Below are 14865 nucleotides of genomic sequence, written 5' to 3'. Positions count from 1 at the left end.
GCGGCGGTGTTGGCGCGCCGCCAGTCGAAGCTGCCCATGCGCGCCAGGTCTTGCGCGCGCGCCAGCCGGCTCTTGCTGCGCTCCAGCTCCACCCGCGTGCGCGAGGCGCGCAGCAGGTAGTGCAGCCGGCCGGCCAGCAGGCTCCACTGCGTGCTCTTGACGAAAAAGTCGGTGGCGCCGGCCTGGTAGGCGCGGGTGATGGAGGCGTCGTCGTCCAGGCCGGTCAGCATCAGCACCGGCATGTTCTCGAAGCCCGGCAGCGTGCGCAGCTCGGTGCAGGTACGGAAGCCGTCCATGCCGGGCATCAGTGCATCGAGCACGATGATGTCGGGCACCCAGTGGCTGAGCATGCCCAGCGCCTGTTCGCCGCTGCCGGCTTCGGTGATGGCAAAGCCGCGCTCGCGCAGCGCCACCGCGGTGAGCATCAGGTTGACTTCGTCGTCGTCGACCAGCAACACCTTCGGCTCGGTCAGGCTGGCCGGGTCGGCGAACGCGTGCAGCGCGCTCATGTCAGGCACGGCACGCATGGCATCTGGGAGCCGCCAGGGCCGGGCCACACAAACCTGCAACGAGGACGGTAAGGCGCAATGTCATCTAGGCGCTGGCAATGAACTTCAAACCGGTGCGCAACCGCTGGCATTCCGCCACCATGGCTTCGAGCCGGGCGGGCAACTCAGCAGTGTCGGATTCACGCACACGCCGCTCGATATCGGCGCACATGGCGGACAACTGAAGCGCCCCCACGCTGGCCGCCGACGACTTGAGCGTGTGCGCCACGTGGCGCACCACCTGCGGATCGCGGGCGCCCTGGGCGTCGTTCAGCTGCTGCAGCAGCTTGATCATGGAGCTGTCGAAGGTGCGCAGCACCCGGGGCAGCAGACCCATCTGGCCATTGGGGTCCAGCTCCCGCAGGCGGTCCAGCGAGGGCGCGTCCAGCATCGCCAGCAACTCGGCCGGCAGGTCGGCCGGCGGCACGGCACCCGCACCCGCGCCGCCGGGTTCGGCGGACGACAGCAAGGCAACCGGTTTGTACTGAGACATAAGACGACGTGTGATTCGACCGATTCGGGTACTGACTGAAGGCCCGAGCCCCGGGCATCTGCAACAGCATGTTGTGTTTCGCAGGCAGGCGCGTCAAGCACAACCGCGCTTGCCTGAACAGGAATGTTGCCACGACACGGTGCATACAATCCCTCACATGGTTGGTGGCACTCCTCACGGCGCCGAAACGTTCGCGGCGCTCGACGGCCGCGGAGGGCCGCCGCATGCGGCTCCGCCCGGCATGCGGGGCGCCACTGCGCAAGCCCTGGCGGCGTTGCTGCTGCCCGCCAGCGTGCTGGCCCAGGGCCAGCCGTCGGCCGAATCGGGCGCCGTCAACGGCCCGTGGTGGCTGTGGGCGGCCAGCCCCCTGGGCTTGGCCGCCGCCGGGCTCGCCGGCTGGCTGCTGGGGCGCCGCCGCGGTGAACGGGCGCTGCGCGACGCCCGCACCGAGCTGCAACAGCTGCAGCAGACCCTGGACACCTGGCAATGGCAGACCGATGCGCAGCACCGGCTGGTGCAACTGCGACCGCCCTGCCAGGCGCCGGCCGCCGACTGGCAGGCCACCGCGCATGAACCGCTGTGGCAGCGCTTTGCCAGCCGCAGCCAGCCCGGCCTGCTGCAGGCCAAGCTGCAGGCCCACAGCCCGCTGGACGACGCGGTCGAGCGGCCCGACGGCAGCCGCTGGTGGCTGCGCGGCCTGCCCCGCTTCGATGGCGAGGGCCGCTTTGCCGGCCACACGGGCACCGCCCGCCTGATGGACGAGCTGTTGGCTTTGCACGACGACCGCGCCGCGCTGGACGCCCTGCTGCCCGCCCTGCCCGGCCCGGCCTGGATCTGCCAGCCCGCGGCCGATGGCCAGCTGGCGGTGCGCCGCTGCAATGAAGCGGCACTGCGCTTCGGCGGCGCGCCCGGCGAGACCTGGCCCACGCTGCTGTCCGCCTTGCCGCGCGACCTGGCACTGGCCGTGGCGGCGCTGCAGCCGGGCGCAGGCACCGTGCACGACGACTGGCAGCTGCAGCTGCTGCCCCTGGGCCGCGAAGCCGATGGCCGGCTGCTGTGGATGCTGCCGATGGGCAGCGCCGCGCCCGAAGCCAGCGAGGCCGACAGCGCCTCCTTCAGTTACACCGTCTCGCACGACCTGCGGGCGCCGGTGCGGGTGGTCGAGGGCTTCACCCGCATCCTGAAGGAGGACTACGGCCGCCTGCTGGACCGCGTGGGCAACGACCACCTGGACCGCGTGCTGGGCGCTGCCGCCCGCATGAACGCGATGATCGACGCGTTGCTGGGCCTGGCGCAGCTGAGCAGCCAGCCGCTGGCGCGCCAGCCGGTGAACCTCTCGCAGCTGGCGGGCTACGTGATCGACGACCTGCGCCGCCAGCAGCCGCAGCGCCAGGTGGAGGTGCACATCCAGCCCGGCCTGCAGGCCCATGGCGACCCGACGCTGCTGCGCCTGGTGCTGGAGAACCTGCTGGGCAACGCCTGGAAGTACAGCGGCCAGCGCGAGCAGGCCGAGATCGTGTTTGCCACCGACCTGCAAAGCGGCCGCGAAGCCTTCGTGGTGCGCGACAACGGCGCCGGCTTCGACATGCGCTTTGCCGACCGCCTGTTCAACGTGTTCCAGCGCCTGCACAGCGCCAACGACTTCCCCGGCACCGGCGTCGGCCTGGCCTCGGTGCGCCGCATCGTCCGCCGCCACGGCGGCGACGTGTGGGCCGAATCCGAAATCGGCCAGGGGGCGCGGTTTTACTTCACGCTCGCGAGTTAGTTAGATGCTGAACTCGCTCGCCGGCCCGGCGAGCAGTTCCACGGCTTCCACCAGGCGCTGGGCGAGTTGTTCGGGGGGGCGGCGTTCGGCCTGGGCCTGGCGGCGCAGGCGGTCCAGGGCCTGGCCGCGGGTGAGCGAGTAGCGGTGCATCAGCACGCCGGTGGCCAGGGCCACCACGTCGGCCAGCGGATCGGCCGGGCCCGTGGGTGCGGCAGCGCCCGGCACCGCGGCGGCGCCGCCACGCAGGCGGGCGAAGGCGGTTTCCACGGTGGGCAGGATCTGCCCGATGTCCAGCGGCTTGACCAGGTAGGCCACCGCGCCCAGCTCGGCCACCTGCTGCGCGGTCTGCGCATCCGAAAAAGCCGAGAGGAACATGAACGGCACCTGGCAGTACTCGCGCAGGTAGGCGGCCACGTCGAAGCCGCTCTTGCCTTCCATGCGGATGTCCAGCAGCGCCAGATCAGGGCGGTGCTGGCGCGCCAGCAGGATGGCGTCGTCGCCGTTGTCGGCGTCTATCACGTCGTAGCCCGCCTGCGTCAGCCCATGGGCCACCGTGGCCAGCACCAGCCGGTCGTCGTCGACGACCAGGATCTTGCCTTTGGAAGTGTCGGTGCTGACAGCGGACGCCATGCGTTGATTGTCACCCAAGCCACTGCACGCCCGGCGGCACCAGCGTGACCGTGGCCACCACGCTCAGCCCATGGGCATCGGCCCCCGGCTGCAGCGTGAGCGTGGCGCTGCGGCGGGGCAGCAGTGCCCGCACCAGGCCCAGGCCCGAGACGCCGCCCGGCACCCGCGCCAGGTCGAAGCCCGACGGCAGCTGGCCGCGGTTGACCACCTCGATGGCCACCTGCGTGGCCGTGGCCACCAGGGTGCAGCGCACCTCGCCGTCGCGGCTGTGCTTGACGGCATTGGTCAGCAGCTCGTTGACGGTCAGCGCCAGCGGAATGCTCTCGGCCTCGGGCAGCGCCCAGGCTTCGGGCGCCGGGCCCTGGGTGCTGAAGACGATGGTGCGGCCGAACATGCGCTGCACCGAGCCGGTGATGGACTCCAGCACGCTCTTGATGCGCAGCGGCCCGCCCGCGCCCACCTGCAGCCCGTACACATGGGCGATGGCCTGCACCTGGCCGATGGCCTCGGCGATCACCGGCGCCACCTCGGGCCGGCGCAGCGCCACCTGCTGCATCAGGCCCGCTACGCCCTGCAGGTTGTTCTTGATGCGGTGGTGCACTTCCTTGACCAGCATCTCGCGTTGGGCGATGGCGGCCTCGAAGCGGGCGGCTTCGGCGGCGCGCTGCTCGGTCACGTCGCTGGCCACCATCAGCAGCTGCTCGGGCTCGGCGTCGGGTGTGGCGGCGATGGTGACGTAGCGGGTGTCCCAGCTGCGCTGCGAGCCGTCGGCACCCGGCAGGCGGTATTCGCGGCGGGTGACCTCGGTGCGCTGCAGCGCCTCGGCCATGTCGGCGCCCACCTGCGCGGCCACCTCGGGTGCCAGCAGCGCCGGCAGGCCCTCGCCCACCGCGGCTTCCAGCGGCCGGCCGAAGAAGCTGGCCGCCATCTGGTTGAGCTGCAGCACCCGCAGCGTGCGGGCATCGTGCAGCGCAATCGCCAGCGGCGCCGTCTCGATGATGCGCTGCAGCCGCGACTGGGCGCGGGCGATGCGTTGCTCGGCCTCGCGCCGGCGCTCGATGTCCAGCAGCGCAAAGGTGAGCTGGCGGCCGCTGGCCCCGTCGGCACCGGTGGCCACCACGTTGCCCACCACCAGGAATTCGCGGCCGTCGCGCGCGCACAGCAGGCACTCGAAGGACTCGGCCTGGCCGTCCTGCAGCGCATGCAGGTAATGGGTGCGGCGGAAGGGGTGGTGCTCGTCGTCGGTGGCCACCACGGCGATGGGCTGACCATAGAAGTCGGCCAGCTCGCCGCCGAACATGCGGCGGGCCGAGCGGTTCATCCACTCGATGCCGGCCGGCCCCACGGTGACGATGCCCACCAGCACCGAATCAAGGATGGCGCGGGTGCGGTCGGCCTGGCGCACCAGCAGCTTGCGGGCGCGGTGGCGCTCATCGACGTTGACGAAGCTGCAGATCATGCCGGCCGAGGGATCGGCCGGATCGACCAGGCGCAGGCTGGCCTGCACCCAGAGCAGCGAGCCGTCCTTGCGGCGCAGGCGCCGCTCGCCCACGTGGCGGCCTTGCTCGTCCAGCTGCAGCAGGTCGTGGCTGCGGTACTGCAGCCAGGCGCTGTGGTCTTCGAACAGCTCGGCCTGGTCCAGCACCGCCAGCTCCTGCGGGGTGTAGCCGCTGAGCGCCGCAAAGGCTTCATTGGCGCGCTCGATGCGGTCGCCGCGCAGCCAGGCAATGCCTACTTCAGACAAGCTGAACATCAGCTCACGCTCGTTGAGCAGCGTCTCCAGCTCGGCCTGCTGCGACTTCAGGCGCGAGATGTCGGTGAGCACGGCCACCACCTCGGCCGCCTCGCCGTCATCGGCGCCGGTGGCATCGGCCCGCCGCACCGACAGCGAATACCAGGCCGCCACCTGGGTCAGCGGATGCACCAGCCGGAATTCGGTCTCGAAAGCCTGGCTGTCCTGCAGCGCGGCTTCCATGCCCAGCAGCAGCGGCTGCAGCGCGGCATGGGCGGCGAACAACTCCGACAGCGTGAGCCCCGCGGCGCGGCCACCGGCCAGGCCCAGCATGCGCTCGAAGCGCTGGTTGCAGCGCACCAGCACCGTGCCGCGCAGGTAGGCGATGCCGGCACTGGTGCCGTCGAGGATGGTGGTGAGTTCACGCAGCAGCTCTTCATTGCGGCGCTCGGCCTGCTGCTGCTCGGTCACGTCCAGCGTCACCACCGAGGTGGTGTTGCGGCCCGACCCGAGCTGACCCGGCTGCACCCGCGTGAGCAGCCAGCGCAGGCCCAGCTCGGGGTGGCGCACCGCATAGCGCACCTCGGCGCCTTCGCCGCGCTTGAGGGCGCGCTGCAGCCGCTCATAGTCGGGCAGCGAGCCAGGCTCCACCAAATCGCGCGAGATGCCTTGCAGCGCCGCATCGCCGCGCGGCTTGCCGCTGGCCTTGCTGCCGGTGCGCGGCAGCCACCCGCGTGAGGGCTCGAAGGTGGCCACGCCCACGCCGGCGGTGTTCATCAGCGCGCCGATTTCCAGCTGCGCCAGGTCGCGTTCGTCTTCGGCGCTGCGGTCTTCGATCACCGCCAGGTAGCGGCGGTGGCCGGGCGAAGGCTCGATGGCGCGCACCCGGGCGCGCAGCTGGCGCCGCCGGCCCTGGCCGTCGGCCAGGCTGCCCCAGCGCTCGATGGCCGCGGCCTGCGGCTGCAGCGCCGGGTCGGGGCCGGCCTCGGTCCAGCCCAGCAGCGCGCACAGGCCGGGATCGGCATCGGGCAGGGCCACGGGCACACGGCCCACCAGCGCCTCGAAGGCGGGGTTGCTGCGCACCAGCAGGCCATGACCGTCGAACATCAGCATGCCCACGGGGCTGAGGGCGAACCACTGCTCCAGCTCGCGCAATGAGCGGTCGACCTGCTCGCGCGCATGGTGCTCGGCCGTCACGTCCTGCAGCACGCTCAGCTGCAGCGGGCGGCCCAGCGCATCGGTGATGCGGCTGTCGGCCGCGCGGTACCAGCGCTCATGGCCGGCGCCATCGACGATGCGGCGTTCCAGCAGCTTGTGGCCGCTGCCGGGCACGGCGGCTTCGGACTCGGTGGCGGCCTGCTGCAGCACGCGGTCTTCGTCGGGCATCAGCTCGGCCGGGTCGCGGCCCAGCAGCTCGCTGCGGCTGCGGCCGGCAAAGGCCACGTAGGCGTCGTTCACCGCCACCAGCCGGTGCCGCAGATCTTGCAGCGTGACGGGAAAGGCCGAGCGCCAGAAGCTGACCAGCAGCGGCCCGAAGGCGCCATGGGCCAGGCTGGCGGGCAGTTCGTTCTCGGGCGGGCGCGGCGTGGACTGGGCGGGGACGACAGAAGGCATGCAGCAAACCCGGTGTGCGCTCCGTTCAGGTCAATCGAGTTGCTGGGCGGCGGCCAGCGCCTGCAGCGCAGCGCGGTTGACCACTTCCACGCTCACCATCAGCCGCTCGGCGGCGTCGCGCAGGTCGAACAGCGATTCCTGTTCCACCGCGCGGGCCACGTCCAGGTAGGGCTGGTAAGGGCCGGTGCCGCCGGCCAGCGCCTGCGACACGCCATCGGGCACGGGAATCGTGCGCATCAGCGCGTCGAAGGGCTGCTTCATCATGCGGTCGAGCAGCGAGAACACGCCACAGATGAAGATCTCGCCACGCATCTCGTCGTCGCCCTGGCGGCTGGCCAGCTCTTCCATCAGCAGGCCGCGGCGCACGGCCGCGAACATCACCGGCCGCATGTCGTGGTCCTTGCTGGCCGAGACCAGCAGCAGCGCCAGCCAGCGCTTCAGGCGCTGGTAGCCCAGCATCATGATGGCGTGGCGGAACGAGCCGATCTCCACCCGCAGGCCGAAGGCCGGCGAGTTGATGTAGCGCATCAGCTTGAAAGCCAGCGCCGGGTCGAGCTTGAGCGAGGCTTCCAGCCGCTCCACCGGCTCTTGCTGGTCCACCCGGCGGATGAGTTCGACGATGGTGGCCAGGTCGGGCTGGGTGGCGGCCTTGGCGCCCGCGGGCTCCACCGGGTCGTCGAAGGGCCAGCCCAGGGCGCCGGCCGCGCCCGCCTTGAGCGCCGCATTCAGCGCGCCCACGGTGCGCACGCCGGCCACCAGCGGCGGCTGGGCCAGGCGCAGGCCGGGCAGGTGCGGGTCGTCGCCTTCGACGATGGCCTGCTGGAAGCAGCCCAGCACCTGCGGCGCCAGCTCACGCACCGGCCGACCTTTAATGAGCAAGGTGGCGCCTGCCTGGCGGGCGGCCAGCAGGGCTGGGCCATGCGCCTCGTCGGCCGCCATGAAGGCCGGCACCTCGATGGCCAGGTGCGCGGGCGGCGCCGCGTTGAGCACCGCGGCCAGCAGGGGCTCGCTGGCGATGTTGAGCAGCACGCGCCCACCCGGGCCCGGCCACACCGCGGCCACGGCCTGCAGCAGCTCGGTCGCATCGGGCCGCACATCGGGCCGCTGCGGAAACACCGTCAACCGGGTGCCGGTGACGTTGCGCTGCGCATCGATGAGCGGCGAGTAACCCAGGGCCACCTGGCCCAGGACGGCATGGTCCATCATCAGCTTGCTTTACGAGAGGTACTGGAACAGCGACAACTTCTGCACCGACGAGTACGTCTGCAGCGAGGCACTGTAGCCGGTCTCCTGGTTCTTGAAGTCGGAAATGGCTTGCGCCAGGTCGAGGTCGACCGCGTTGCTGCGGGCCGTTTCGCCAAACAGCTTGACGGCGCCCACCCGGTTTTCCACCGCATCGGCCAGGTTGAGCGACTCGCCCACCGCCGCGCGCAGGCCCTGCAGCCCGCCGGCCACCGAATCGAGGTCGCGCAGCGCGGTCTGGGTGCTTTGCGTGACCTGGGCGCCGGTGCGCCGCGGCGTGTTCAGCTCGGCGATGGTGCGGTCGAGCACGCCGAACACGTCGAGCGTGCGGGTGGAGGGCACGATGTCGAAACGGTCGCCCACCTGCGGCGAGCCACCGATGTTGAAGGACATGCCGTCCACCTCGATGGCCTTGCCCTCCTTGTAGGGGCCCGACGTGAGCAAGGTGCCGCCGCTGTCGCGCACCTCGTAGCTGGTGACGCCCGCGGTCTGTGTGAAGCCCACCGAATAGCTGCCGCCGGTGAGCGCCGAAGGATTGGTCACCGCGCCGGCGTCGATCCAGGCGGTGGTGCTGCTGGTGGCGCGGGTCTCGAACACGCCGTTGCCGGTGGGCGCATGCAACCAGGCGTCGGCCCCGTCGATGGTCAGCGGCAGGGCTTCGTCGCTGGCCACGTCCACCTGGCCGGCCGCACCGCGGAACTGCACGCCGGTGGCGGTGTCGATGAAGGGCGGCTGGCTGGCGCCCTGGCCCGAGAACAGGTAGCCGCCAGCGCCGTCGGACCGGTTGGCCACGTTGAACAGCTGCTTGCGGATCTCGGTGAGCTTTTGCGCCTGGGTGGCGCGCTCGGCGTCGCTGAAGCTGCCGTTGCCGGCGGCCACCATCGCCTCGCGCGCCTGCTGCAGCAACTCGGTGGCATCGCCGACCGCGTTTTCGGTCAGGGTCATCGCGTTGCGGCTGGCTTCCAGCGCACGCTGGTTGGCATCGGACCGGTTGACGATGGCCAGCGCCCGCTCGGCGCGGCCGGCAGCGGCCGGGTCGTCGCTGGCCTTTTCCACCCGCTTGCCCGAGGTCATGCGGCCATTGGCCTCGTTCAGCTCGGTCTGGCGCTTCTGCAGGTTGGACAGGCTGGTGGCGTACGAAAAGGCGGTGGTGACTCTCATGCAATCGCTCCGTCAATGGCGGCGGTGGCGCTCAGGCGCCCGCGGCGCGCAGCAGCGTGTCGAACACCTGCTGCGCCGTGCTCAAGATCTTGGCGGCGGCCTGGTAGCTCTGCTGGAACTGCATCAGCTGCGCCGCCTCTTCGTCCAGGTTCACGCCGGTCTTGGAGGCCAGCTGTTGCGCCATCGTCGTGGCCACCACCGACGAGATCTGCGAAGAGGCCTTGGCGCCCTGCACCGCCACGCCCACGCTGCTCATCAGGCTGGCATAGGCGTCGGTGATGTTGCTGCCGCCGGCCGGCGTGGCGCCGTTCAGGCGCTGGCCCACCAGCTTCTCGTCGCGCAGCGCGGCCATGGCCAGTGCATTGCCGTTGTTGCTGGCCGGAAACTCCGTCGGCCCCACCGTGATCACATCGCCGTTGGTGGGCACGCCCTTGAGCTGCAGCTCGAAGCCGTTGAGCGCGATGGGCTGGTTGGCCTGCCAGGTGCCGGTGCCGGTGGTGGTGGTGCTGGTGGCGGGGTCGAACATCGACCAGCTGTAGTCCACGCCGCTGCCGTTGACCGCGCCGAAGCTGAAGGTGGCCGTGGCCGCGGGGTTGATGCTGTGGTCCACCACCGTCAGCGCATCGACCTTGGCCGTGCCCTTGTTGTTCACGTTGACGGTGGCGGCCACCGGCGAAGCGGCGGCCACGCCCTTGGGGTCGCTCAGCACCGTCTTCATGTCGTTGGCGGTGCGGGTCACGGGCTGCAGCAGGAAGCGGTCGGTGGCCGCCGGCGAGCCGGTGACGTTGACCGTCATGCCGTCCACCGTGTCGCCGTTGTTGATGCTGCGCACCAGGCCATCGGCGCGCCGCGTCAGCAGGTACTTGCCGGCGTTGGCGGGGTCGGCGGTCAGGTCGTATTCACTGGCTTCCAGCTGGCTGGCATCGGTGACCGTGAGCGCCACGTTGCCCAGGAAGTTGCCCGCCGCGTCCTTGGCATTGGTGCTGGCATTGCCCGCCGTGGGGCCGCCGACCGCGAAGATGGGCGCGCCGCTGCCCGGCGGGTTGCGCAGGTCCAGGCCCAGGCTCTGCTGGTCGTTCACGCGGGCCGACAGGGCCGCCGCCATCTGGCCCAGCCCGGTGCGCGCGCTCACCAGGTCGCTGTTCTGAAAGCGCAGCAAGCCGGCGATGTCGCCGCCGGTGAAGGTGTCCTGCGACAGCAGCCGCAGGCCGCCGCCTGCTTCCATGATGCCCACGGCCGAGCGCGAAGAGTCCATGGGGTCGGAAGCCACCGCCAGGTCGGTGGCCTGGTTGCCCAGCACCAGCCGCTGGCCGCCGGCCATGAACACGCCCAGCGTGCCGTCTTCGGCCGGCAGCGTGGTCACCTGCACGAACTGGCTGAGCTGCGAGATGAGCTGGTCGCGCTGGTCCAGCAGGTCGTTGGCGGTGTGGCCCACGCCGTTGACCTTGGCGATCTCCTGGTTCACCCGCGCGATGTTGCCGGTGAGCTGGTTGACGGTGTCAACCGATGTCTTCAGGTCGGCGGTGACGCCGGCCTGCAGCGTGTCCAGCTGCACGCCGGCATTGGCAAAGCGGCTGGCCAGCTCGGTGGCGCGCGACAGCACCACCTGCCGGGCCGACAGGTCCTGCGGCGTGCTGGCCAGGTCGACCATGGCATTGAGAAACTGGCTGGCCGCATGGCCGATGCCGTCCTCGCCGGTGGGAAACACGTTTTCCAGGCCCTGCAGCTGCGCCAGGCGGGTGGCATCCATCGCGGCGGTGGCCTTGGTGGTGGCCGATTCGGCGGTCAGGAACTTGTCGGCCGACCGGGTGACGGTGACCACGTTCACGCCCTTGCCGAAGAAGCCGGCACCGCTGAACTGGCCCTTGCTGGTCTCCAGCAGCACGTCCTGGCGCGAATAGCCGGTGACGTTGGCGTTGGAGATGTTGTTGCTGATGGTCTGCAGCTTGGCGTAGTTGGCGCTCAGCGCCCGCGTGCCGATGGAAAGCAGTGCGGTTCCCATGGTGCTGGTGCCTTCAGGTGTTCACGCGCTGCAGGCGCAGCGTCGTGTTGATCACGCGGCCCAGCTTTTCGGCGTACTGCGGGTCGGTGGCGTAGCCGGCCTTTTGCAGGCTGTTGGCAAAGCCCTGGGCATTGCCGCCGCTGGCCACCACGTTCTGGTAGCGCGGGCTTTCCTTCATCAGCTTGGCATAGTCGTTGAAGGCCTCTTCGTAGCTGGAATAGGCGCGGAAGCTGGCCTTGACCTTGGTGGACTTGCCGTTGACGAACTCGGTGGTGGTGATCTCGGTGGTGGGCCCCTTCCAGTTGCTGCCGGCCTTGATGCCGAACAAGTTGAAGGAGTTGGAGCCGTCGGCCATCTTGATCTCCTTCTTGCCCCAGCCGGTTTCCAGCGCGGCCTGCGAGATCATGAAGGCGGCGGGAATGCCCGTGCTGGCCTCCACCGCCTTGGCATCGGCCGTCACCCGGTCCACGAACTCCTGCGCGCTGGCGGGCGGGCGCAGCGGCGTGCGCTGCACCGTGGGCGAGCCGGCCGCCACCACCGGCGCGGTGCCGTAGGCGGCCACCGCCGCGGCCCGCGTGGGACCCAGGCCGGCGTTGACCGACGACTCGGTGGACTGCACGCCCATCTGCCGCTCGATCTGCTTGGCGATCACGTCGGCCAGGCCGCCGCGCAGCCCGCTCAGCTGCTTGGCGTACTGCGAGTCGAGCATCTCGGTGCCCATCTGGGTGCCGCTGTTTTCCAGCATGCCCGACTGCATGGTGGAGTTGCGCATGTTCTTCATCAGCTCCTGCATGAACAGGGCCTCGAACTGCTTGGCCGCTTCACGCGTGGCCGACTTGGGATCGGTGGCGGCCTGGTTGCGCAGCGTGGCCAGCGAGGCCGGGTCGGTGCTGAGGCCGGCGGAAGAGGTCGGGATCATCAAACGCGCTCCGTCAGATCACTTCAAGCTCGGCGTTCAGGGCGCCGGCCGATTTCATGGCCTGCAGGATGGCCAGCAGGTCTTGCGGCGTGGCGCCCAGCGCGTTCAGGGCCTTGACCACGTCGGCCAGCTTGGTGCCGGCCGGCATCTGCACCAGGGCGCCGCCCTGCTGCGTGATGGCGATGTCGCTCTTTTGCCCGGCCACTGTCTCGCCCTGGCTGAAGGGCGCAGGCTGGCTGACCACCGGCGTGCTGTTGATGGTGACCGACAGGCTGCCGTGCGCCACCGCGCAGGCCGACAGCGTCACCGCCTCGTTCATCACGATGGAGCCGGTGCGGGCATTGAGCACCACCTTGGCGGCCGGCTTGGCCAGGTCGAACGAGAGGTTCTCGATGTCGGCCAGGAAGGACACGCGGGCATTGGCTTCGGGCGGCGTGCGCACGCGCACCACGCGGCCGTCCAGCGCCTGGGCGGTGCCTTCACCCTTGGCCTTGTTGATCGTCTTGGCCACCTCGCGCGCGGTGGCGAAGTCCACGCTGTTGAGGTCGAGCTGGATGAAGTCGCCGGCCTGCGACAGCGGCGTAGCCACCGCGCGTTCCACCGTCGCGCCTTCGGGCACGCGGCCGGCCGACAGGTGGTTGATCTGCACCTTGGAGCCGCCCGCCGAGGCGCCCGCGCCGCCCACCACCAGGTTGCCCTGGGCCAGCGCATAGATCTGCCCGTCGGCGCCCTTGAGCGGCGTGGCGATCAGCGTGCCGCCGCGCAGGCTCTTGGCATTGCCCATGGACGAGACGTTGACGTCGATCTGCTGGCCCGGCTGCGCAAAGGCCGGCAGGCTGGCCGTGACCATCACCGCGGCCACGTTCTTCAGCTGCATGGTGGTGCCGGGCGGCACCGTCACGCCCATCTGCTGCAGCATGGCGTTCAGGCTCTGGGTGGTGAAGGGCGTCTGCGTGGTCTGGTCGCCGGTGCCGTCCAGGCCCACCACCAGGCCATAGCCCACCAGCTGGTTGGCACGCACGCCCTGCACCGAGGCCACCTCCTTGATGCGGGCCGCGCTGGCGCTGGCAGGCCACCACAGCGCGGCGCTGGCCACCAGGGCCGCCAGGGCGATGACGGCGCGCACGGCACGTTCGGCGCGGTCTGCGCGGTCTGCGCGGTGGGCCAACGGGCCGCTGCGGTCTTGGAAGGCGGTCAGGGGCATCATGGTCTGGGGCATCGGGTCGGGTTCGTCAGATGGGCATCACGCTGAGGAAGATGCGGCCCAGCCAGCCCATCACCTGCGCATCGGCCTGCTGGCCCTTGCCGCGGTGTTCCACGCGCACGTTGGCGATCTGCGTGCTTTGCACCGTGTTGCCCGAGCGGATGGCGCGCGGATCGACCTGGCCTGAGAAGCGCAGCACGTCGACGTTGGCATTGACGCCGATCTGCTTTTCGCCGCTGATCAGCAGGTGGCCGTTGGGCAGCACGCCGGTGACGATGGCGGTGATGGTGCCGGAGAAGTCGTTGCTGGCGTCGGTGGAGCCCTTGCCATCGAACTTGTTGGTGCCGGTGCCGGTGGCGCTGGCGCGCGCCAGGGCCTTGGGCGAGATCAGCGGAATGGCGCTCACGCCCGCGTCCACCGAGCTTTTCTTGTCGATGCTGCTATTGGAGCTTTGGCTGGCGCTGATCTTCTCGGTGATCTGCACCGTGAGCACGTCGCCCGGCAGGCGCGCGCGGTGGTCTTCGAACAGCGGGCGGTAGGCCACGGCCTGGTAGATGGCGCCGTTGCTGGCCTCGGCCTGCGGCGTGGCCACCGGCAGCACCGGCGGCGGCGCGTTGATGTCGACCGGCGGCACGCGGTAGTCGTTGACGGTGCTGCAGCCGGCCAGCACGGCCAGGGCGGCGGCCGGCACGGCCAGGCGGGCGAAGGTGCGCACGAAGAGCTTCATCACAGCTGCCCCAGCTTGGCCAGCATCTGGTCGGAGGTGCTGATGGCCTTGGAATTGAGTTCGTAGGCGCGCTGCGTGGCGATCATGGCCACCAGCTCTTCCACCACGTTCACGTTGCTGGTTTCCACGAAACCCTGCTGCAGCGTGCCCAGCGAATCGGTGCCCGGCGCGCCCACGTTGGGCGTGCCCGAGGCGGCCGTCTCGGCGTACAGGTTGCCGCCCAGCGGCTCCAGCCCCGGCGGGTTGATGAAGTTGGCCAGCTGCAGCTGCCCCAGGTTCTGCGGCGCCACCTGGCCGGGCACCGTGGCACTGACGGTGCCGTCCTGCGCGATGGTCACGGCGGTGGCATTGGCCGGCAGCGTGACGCCCGGCAGCAGCGTGTAGCCGTTGTTGGTCACCATCGTGCCGTTGGCATTGACCTTGAAGGCACCATCACGGGTGTAGCCGGTGGTGCCGTCGGGCATCTGGATCTGGAAGAAGCCGTTGCCCTTGACCGCGATGTCCAGGTTGTTCTGCGTCTGCTGCAGGTTGCCCTGACTGAAGCTGCGCGAGGTGGCCACCGTGCGCACGCCCAGGCCCACCTGCAGGCCGGTGGGCAGCTGAGACTGCTCGGACGTGGCCGCGCCCGCCTGACGCAGGTTCTGGTACATCAAGTCTTCGAACACGGCGTGCTGGCGCTTGTAGCCGTTGGTCGAAGCGTTGGCCAGGTTGTGCGACACGTTGTCCAGCTGCATCTGCTGGGCTTCCATGCCGGTCTTGGCGATCCACAGGGATCGGATCATGCGGGGCTCCCGAAGTCTCGGCGCCATCTTCCGACGGACTTGAGGG

12 protein-coding genes are annotated in these 14865 nt (G+C 70.2%); 1 reads left to right on the top strand and 11 read right to left on the bottom strand.

Translation table 11 applies throughout. The features are described from left to right. Nucleotides 1-527, bottom strand: a 527-nt coding sequence (locus tag ABNT58_RS01705) for a response regulator (RefSeq protein WP_348751785.1), incomplete at its 3' end; no start/stop codon positions are given. 67 nt (nucleotides 528-594) lie between these two features. Continuing rightward, nucleotides 595-1017, bottom strand: coding sequence for an Hpt domain-containing protein (locus ABNT58_RS01700; protein ID WP_348751784.1), 423 nt, complete (start codon nucleotides 1015-1017; stop codon nucleotides 595-597). A 265-nt stretch (nucleotides 1018-1282) separates the two neighbouring features. On the opposite strand from ABNT58_RS01700, the gene ABNT58_RS01695 reads away from it, so the two are divergent. Continuing rightward, the gene (locus ABNT58_RS01695; protein WP_348751783.1) at nucleotides 1283-2806 is read left to right on the top strand and encodes an ATP-binding protein; all 1524 of its coding nucleotides are present in this window, start codon (nucleotides 1283-1285) and stop codon (nucleotides 2804-2806) included. Here the strand turns inward: ABNT58_RS01695 and ABNT58_RS01690 are convergent, their stop codons facing one another. The 9 genes from ABNT58_RS01690 to flgG are packed head-to-tail and all read right to left on the bottom strand — an operon-like array spanning nucleotide 2807 to nucleotide 14819. Then, entirely contained in the window at nucleotides 2807-3436 is a 630-nt protein-coding gene (locus ABNT58_RS01690) for a response regulator (RefSeq protein ID WP_348751782.1), read from the bottom strand. 10 nt (nucleotides 3437-3446) lie between these two features. After that, on the bottom strand, nucleotides 3447-6782 hold the full coding sequence (locus ABNT58_RS01685) for a PAS domain S-box protein (protein ID WP_348751781.1): 3336 nt from the start codon (nucleotides 6780-6782) through the stop codon (nucleotides 3447-3449). Between the two features lie 30 nt (nucleotides 6783-6812). Beyond that, nucleotides 6813-7985 carry an HDOD domain-containing protein gene (locus tag ABNT58_RS01680; protein ID WP_348751780.1) on the bottom strand — a complete coding sequence of 391 codons (1173 nt, stop codon included), beginning with the start codon at nucleotides 7983-7985 and terminating at the stop codon, nucleotides 6813-6815. Nucleotides 7986-7997: 12 nt separating this feature from the next. Continuing rightward, entirely contained in the window at nucleotides 7998-9185 is a 1188-nt protein-coding gene (gene flgL / locus ABNT58_RS01675) for a flagellar hook-associated protein FlgL (protein ID WP_348751779.1), read from the bottom strand. 31 nt (nucleotides 9186-9216) lie between these two features. Continuing rightward, nucleotides 9217-11187 (bottom strand): flagellar hook-associated protein FlgK, encoded by a 1971-nt coding sequence (gene flgK / locus ABNT58_RS01670; protein ID WP_348751778.1) that lies wholly within the window; start codon nucleotides 11185-11187, stop codon nucleotides 9217-9219. A gap of 13 nt (nucleotides 11188-11200) precedes the next feature. Continuing rightward, nucleotides 11201-12106 carry a flagellar assembly peptidoglycan hydrolase FlgJ gene (flgJ, locus tag ABNT58_RS01665; protein ID WP_348751777.1) on the bottom strand — a complete coding sequence of 302 codons (906 nt, stop codon included), beginning with the start codon at nucleotides 12104-12106 and terminating at the stop codon, nucleotides 11201-11203. 13 nt (nucleotides 12107-12119) lie between these two features. Beyond that, on the bottom strand, nucleotides 12120-13313 hold the full coding sequence (locus tag ABNT58_RS01660) for a flagellar basal body P-ring protein FlgI (protein ID WP_348751776.1): 1194 nt from the start codon (nucleotides 13311-13313) through the stop codon (nucleotides 12120-12122). A 25-nt stretch (nucleotides 13314-13338) separates the two neighbouring features. After that, on the bottom strand, nucleotides 13339-14037 hold the full coding sequence (locus tag ABNT58_RS01655; protein WP_348751775.1) for a flagellar basal body L-ring protein FlgH: 699 nt from the start codon (nucleotides 14035-14037) through the stop codon (nucleotides 13339-13341). Continuing rightward, nucleotides 14037-14819 carry a flagellar basal-body rod protein FlgG gene (gene flgG, locus ABNT58_RS01650; protein ID WP_348751774.1) on the bottom strand — a complete coding sequence of 261 codons (783 nt, stop codon included), beginning with the start codon at nucleotides 14817-14819 and terminating at the stop codon, nucleotides 14037-14039. Before flgG ends, ABNT58_RS01655 begins: the two co-directional genes overlap by 1 nt. Nucleotides 14820-14865 lie beyond the last annotated feature (46 nt).

It is taken from the genome of uncultured Aquincola sp. (genome assembly GCF_964001545.1).
GTDB lineage: Bacteria > Pseudomonadota > Gammaproteobacteria > Burkholderiales > Burkholderiaceae_C > Aquincola.
This window is presented reverse-complemented; position numbering and strand designations above follow the sequence as displayed.

Excerpts from the sequence above, each read along its gene's own strand:
- ABNT58_RS01660 (WP_348751776.1), bottom strand. The coding sequence starts at position 13,313 with ATGATGCCCCTGACCGCCTTCCAAGACCGCAGCGGCCCGTTGGCCCAC.
- flgG (WP_348751774.1), bottom strand. The coding sequence starts at position 14,819 with ATGATCCGATCCCTGTGGATCGCCAAGACCGGCATGGAAGCCCAGCAG.
- flgJ (WP_348751777.1), bottom strand. The coding sequence starts at position 12,106 with ATGATCCCGACCTCTTCCGCCGGCCTCAGCACCGACCCGGCCTCGCTG.
- ABNT58_RS01690 (WP_348751782.1), bottom strand. The coding sequence starts at position 3,436 with ATGGCGTCCGCTGTCAGCACCGACACTTCCAAAGGCAAGATCCTGGTC.
- ABNT58_RS01685 (WP_348751781.1), bottom strand. The coding sequence starts at position 6,782 with ATGCCTTCTGTCGTCCCCGCCCAGTCCACGCCGCGCCCGCCCGAGAAC.
- ABNT58_RS01680 (WP_348751780.1), bottom strand. The coding sequence starts at position 7,985 with ATGGACCATGCCGTCCTGGGCCAGGTGGCCCTGGGTTACTCGCCGCTC.
- ABNT58_RS01695 (WP_348751783.1), top strand. The coding sequence starts at position 1,283 with ATGCGGGGCGCCACTGCGCAAGCCCTGGCGGCGTTGCTGCTGCCCGCC.
- flgK (WP_348751778.1), bottom strand. The coding sequence starts at position 11,187 with ATGGGAACCGCACTGCTTTCCATCGGCACGCGGGCGCTGAGCGCCAAC.
- ABNT58_RS01655 (WP_348751775.1), bottom strand. The coding sequence starts at position 14,037 with ATGAAGCTCTTCGTGCGCACCTTCGCCCGCCTGGCCGTGCCGGCCGCC.
- flgL (WP_348751779.1), bottom strand. The coding sequence starts at position 9,185 with ATGAGAGTCACCACCGCCTTTTCGTACGCCACCAGCCTGTCCAACCTG.